Below are 5,571 nucleotides of genomic sequence, written 5' to 3' on the forward strand. Positions count from 1 at the left end.
CGCCTCCACCGAGAACCCCGTCAACGGCAACAGCGCCGCATCACACTCCCGCAACCGCTCCGCGAACGCTCGCGACCCCAGCAGACCCACCGCCATACCCAGCCACTGACCACCCTGACCCGGATACACGAACACCACGTCGGTGGAGTCGAGCGCGGTGCCCGCCACGAGCCCGGACCCGACCGCCTCCAGACCGGCGAGGTCCCACGCCACGGCCCGGTCCGGCAGTACGGCGCGCCGGGCCAGCGTCGCGCCGACCTCCCCCAGCGGCGCGCCGCCCTCCGCGTGCGCCAGCACGGCGGCGGCCTGGGCCCGCAGCACGGCCGGGCCGGCCCCGGAGAGCAGCAGCGGCACCGGCCCGGTCCCGGCGGCCGGCGACGGCTCCCGGACCGGATCGCCCTGCTCCAGGATCACGTGGGCGTTGGTACCGCTCATCCCGAACGAGGAGACGGCCGACCGGCGCGGGCGGTCCACCGCCGGCCAGGGCCTGGCGTCGGTGAGCAGCTCCACCCTCCCCGCGGTCCAGTCGACCTTCGGGGTCGGCGCGTCGACGTGCAGCGTCTTCGGCAGCTGCCCGTGCCGCATGGCCTCGACCATCTTGATGATGCCGCCGACGCCCGCCGCCGCCTGGGTGTGCCCGATGTTCGACTTCAGCGAGCCCAGCCAGAGCGGCTCGCCCTCGGCCCGGTCCTGGCCGTACGTCGCCAGCAGCGCCTGGGCCTCGATCGGGTCGCCCAGCGTCGTCCCCGTGCCGTGCGCCTCGACCGCGTCGACCTCCTGCGCCGTCAGGCCGGCGTTCGCGAGCGCCTCCCGGATGACCCGCCGCTGGGCCGGGCCGTTCGGTGCTGTCAGCCCGTTCGAGGCGCCGTCCTGGTTCACCGCCGTCCCCCGCACCACCGCCAGGACCGGACGGCCGGCGGCCCGCGCCGAGGAGAGCCGCTCGACCAGCAGCACCCCGGCGCCCTCGCCCCAGCCGGTGCCGTCGGCGGCGGCGGCGAACGACCGGCAGCGGCCGTCGGTGGCGAGGGCGCGCTGCCGCGAGAACTCCAGGAAGGTCCCGGGCGTCGACATGACCAGGACGCCTGCGACCAGCGCCTGGTCGCACTCGCCGCTGCGCAGCGCCTGCACGGCCAGGTGCAGCGCGACCAGCGAGGACGAGCAGGCGGTGTCGACCGTGACCGCCGGGCCCTCCAGGCCGAACGTGTAGGCGAGCCGGCCGGACAGGACGCTGGAGGCGTTGCCGGTGCCCAGGTGGCCCTCCAGCTCGCCGGGACGGTCGCCGAGCAGGCCCAGGTAGTCCTGGTCGTTGCTGCCGGCGAAGACACCGGTGCGGGTGCCGCGCTGGCCCAGCGGGTCCAGGCCGGCCCGCTCGAACGCCTCCCACGCGCACTCCAGCAGCAGCCGCTGCTGCGGGTCCATGGCGCGGGCCTCGCGCGGGCTGATCCCGAACAGCGCCGCGTCGAAGTCACCGGCGTCGTGGAGGAATCCGCCCTCGCGCGCCATCGAGGTACCGGGCGCGTCGGGGTCGTCGTCGAACAGCGTGGTGAGGTCCCAGCCCCGGTCGGTCGGGAACTCCCCGACCGCGTCCCTGCCCTCCGCGACCAGGCGCCAGAGGTCGTCCGGGCCGCGCACCCCACCGGGGTAGCGGCAGGCCGTGCCGACGACGGCGATCGGCTCGGAGGCCCGGGCCTCGGCCTCCTGCTGCCGGCGGCGGAGCCGGTCGGTCTCCTTCAGTGCGCTGCGCAGGGCCTCGACGAGCTTCTCGTCCGGCTGGGTCATGGTCCACTCCGCTCGTCAGGCCGCTCTGGGGCCTCGGAAATGCTCACGTGGGAGGCGACGGGGTACGTCGCGGGCGACAGGTGACAGGGGCTGGTGAGGGTGAGGGGGCACCGGCCCGGGGCAGGTGCCCCCCGGGCGGGGGCCGGTCTGCCGGACGGTCGGGGCGTCGGACGGTCGGGGCGCCCGGATCGGGGATCCGGGCGCCGGGCGGGGTCCCCCGGGCAGGGGGCGGGGGTTGCGGGCACGGGCGCCGGGGCGTCAGTCCTCGTCGGGGGCGGCGGAGCCGAGCGCGAGCCGCATGAGCTCCTCGACGTCCATCGCGTCGAGGTCCTCGGCGGGCGCGCCCGGCCCCGGAAGCGGCGGGGCCGGTGCCACCGGCGCCAGCCGCAGCAGCCGGGGCAGCAGCCCGGACTCCCGCAGCCTCTCGACCGGGATCGCTGCGAGCGCCCGCCGGATCTCCTCGTCGGGCAGGTCCACCGTCTCCGGCACGGGCGCGAGGGACTCCCCGAGGTGGCCCGCGAGCCGTTCGGCGTTCGGGTAGTCGAAGACGAGCGTCGGCGAGAGCGGCAGTCCGGTGGCGGCGATCAGCTGGTCGCGCAGCTGGACGGCGGTGAGCGAGTCGAAGCCGAGCTCGTTGAAGGCCCGTTCCGGCGCCACCGCGGCGCCCGACGCGTGGCCGAGCACGGCCGCCGCCTCGTCCCGGACCAGCCGCAGCAGGATCCGCTCCCGCTCCGCCGGGGCGGCCTCGGCCAGCCGGGCGGCCAGCTGCCCGGCCACGTCCCCGCGGGCGGGGACCGCGCCGGGCCGTCCGTCCGTGAGCGGGTCGGCGGCCAGGCCGGTGAGCAGCGGCCGGGGCCGCGCGGTGGAGAACACGGGGACGAAGCGCGCCCAGTCCACGTCGGCCACGGTGACCGACGCGTCGCCGGCGCCGACCGCCACGCCGAGCGCGTCCAGCGCCCGGTCCGGCGCCATCGGGGTGAGCCCGCGCAACCGGAGCCGGTCGGCGACCTCGTCGTCGGCCGCCATGCCGATCCGGGCCCACGGCCCCCAGGCGATCGCCGTCCCGGGCCGGCCCTGCGCCCGGCGCCGCTCGACGAGCGCGTCCAGCGCCGCGTTCGCCGCCGCGTAGGCGGCCTGCTCCGCGCTTCCCCAGACGCCCGCGATCGAGGAGAAGACGATCAGCGGCACGTCCGGCAGCAACGCGTCGAGGTGTACCGCGCCGTCGACCTTGCCGGCCGCCACGGCGCGCAGGTGGTCCGCGTCCTCGGCGGCCAGCGGCACGTCCCGGCCGACGCCCGCCGCGTGCACGACGGCGTCCACCGCACCGACCTCGGCCAGCAGGGCCGCGACCGCCGACCGGTCGGACAGGTCGCAGGCGTGCGCCTGCGCCGCAGGCAGCTCGGCGAGCAGGTCCGCCGCGCCGGGGGCGTCGGCGCCCCGGCGGGAGACCAGCACCAGCCGCTGCGCGCCGTGGGCCGCGGCCCAGCGGGCGACCTCGGCGCCCAGGCCGCCGGTCCCGCCGGTGACGAGCAGGGTGCCGCCGGGCCGCCAGCGCGGGGCGCCGGCGGGCACGGGCGCGGGGACCAGCCGCCGCAGCGCCGGGCCGGCCGCCCGCAGGGCCACCTGGTCCTCGGCGCCGAGCCCGCCGGCCAGGACCGCGACGAGCCGGGCCGCCGCCGGGGCGTCCGGCCGTTCGGGCAGGTCGACCAGTCCGCCCCACCGGTCCGGGTGCTCCAGGCCGAGGACCCGGGCCAGTCCCCAGACCGCCGCCGGGCCCGGGTCGGGCGCCGGATCGCCCGGCCCGGTGGCCACCGCGCGCCGGGTGACGAACCAGTGCGGTGCCGTCAGGCCCTGCCGGACGACCGCGAGGGCCTGCTCCGGGGTGGACACCGCGGCCAGCACACCGGCGAGGGCCGGCCCGGGCTCGGCGACCACCTCGGTGCCCGCGGCCCGAAGGGCGCCGGCGAGCGCGCCGTCCTCGTCGCCCAGCACCAGCCACGCGCCGTCCGGCGCGGCGGCGGGCCGCGGCGCGGTGGTCTGCGGCGCGGTGGTCTGCGGCGCGGTGGTCTGCCCGGCGCCGGTCTGCGGCTCTGCGCCGGCCAGGTCGGTGACCGAGGCGTCCGTGCCCGGCAGGTCGGTGGCCGGCGGGCCGGCGGTCAGGACGTCGTCCGCCGGATGCCACTCGACGCGGTAGCGCCACCCCTCGGTGCCCGGCTGCTCCTCGGCCGGGCCGTCCAGCCAGAACCGCCGCCGGTGGAACGCGTACGTCGGGAGGTCGACGCGGCGCGCGCCGGGAAGCACCGCGCTCCAGTCGACCGGGAAGCCGTGGACGAACAGCGTGCCCAGCGCGGTGAGCGCGGTGGTGGGCTCGTCGCGGTCCTTGCGCAGCGTCGGGACGCACACCGCGTCCGGGCGCAGCTGCCGGGCCAGCGCCGTCAGGACGCCGTCCGGGCCGAGCTCCACGAGCGTGCCGATGCCGTCCAGCGCGCCGACGGCGTCCGCGAAGCGGACGGGCCGGCGGACCTGCTCGACCCAGTACTCCGGGTCCGTCCACTCCCCCGGTCCCACCCGTCGGCCGGTCACGCTCGACACCGCCGGCGTCGACGGCTCGGCGAAGGCCAGGGACTTCACGACGGTGCGGAACTCCGCCAGCATCGGCTCCATCAGCCGGGAGTGGAACGCGTGGCCGGTCCGCAGCCGACTGGTCTTCCAGCCGCGCCCGGCCGCGAGCAGGGCCGCCTCCTCCACCGCGTCCGCGGCCCCGGAGACCACCACGGCCGCCGGGCCGTTCACCGCCGCGACGTCCAGCGTGCCGAGCGCCGCCCGGACGTCGGCCTCGGAGGCTCCGACCGCGAGCATCGCCCCGCCGGCGGGTAGGGCCTGCATCAGCCTGCCGCGCGCCGCGACCAGCGTGGCCGCGTCCGCGAGCGACAGCACCCCGGCCACGTGCGCGGCAGCGATCTCACCGATCGAGTGCCCGACCAGGACGTCCGCCCGCACACCCCAGTGCGTGAGCAGCGCGTGCAACGCCACCTCGACGGCGAACAGCGCCGGCTGCGCGTACCCGGTCCGGTGGACGAGGTCCTCGTCGTGGAGCGCGACGGCCAGCGGCACGCCCAGGTGCGGGTCCAGCGCGGCGGTGACGGTGGCCAGCGCGTCCGCGAACACCGGGAACTCGGCGGCGAGTGCCGCCCCCATGGCCGCCCGCTGCGCGCCCTGGCCGGTGAAGAGGAACGCCCGCTTCCCGCGGACCGCGACCCCTTCGACCATGCCCTCGCCCCGGCCTCCGGAGGCCCAGGCGGTCAGCGCGTCGGCCGCCCGTGCCAGGCCGTCGTCGGTCCGCTGCGCGAGGAACACGGCCCGGTGCGGCAGCGCGGCCCGCAGGGTGGTCGACCGGGCGAGGTCGGCCGGGGACCCGTCCGGATGCTCCCGCAGGTGGCGGCCGAGCCGTCCGGCCTGCCGGCGCAGCGCGTCGGCGTCCGGTCCGCTGACGACCAGCGGCACCACCCGGCCGGCCGCCGGAGCGGGCGCGGACGGGGTCTGGGGGGCGGACGGGGTCTGGGGGGCGGGGGGTTCCTCCACGATGACGTGGGCGTTGGTGCCGCTGATGCCGAACGACGAGACGGCCGCCCGGCGCGGACGGTTCACCGCCGGCCAGGGGCGGGCCTCGGTGAGCAGTTCCACGTCCCCGGACGCCCAGTCCACCTGGGGGGTGGGCGCGTCGACGTGCAGCGTGCGGGGCAGCACGCCGTGCCGCATCGCCTGGACCATCTTGATGATGCCGGCCGCCCC

At 78.2% G+C, this 5,571-nt stretch carries 2 protein-coding genes; both read right to left on the bottom strand.

Going from position 1 to position 5,571, the window contains the following annotated elements:
- Positions 1-1,779, bottom strand: a 1,779-nt coding sequence (locus PUR61_RS13865) for a type I polyketide synthase (protein WP_329879125.1), incomplete at its 3' end; no start/stop codon positions are given.
- 258 nt (positions 1,780-2,037) lie between these two features.
- A partial coding sequence (locus PUR61_RS13870; RefSeq protein WP_329879126.1) for a type I polyketide synthase occupies positions 2,038-5,571 on the bottom strand: 3,534 nt, incomplete at its 5' end.

The organism is Streptomyces sp. BE20, from assembly GCF_036322525.1.
Taxonomy (GTDB): Bacteria; Actinomycetota; Actinomycetes; order Streptomycetales; family Streptomycetaceae; genus Kitasatospora.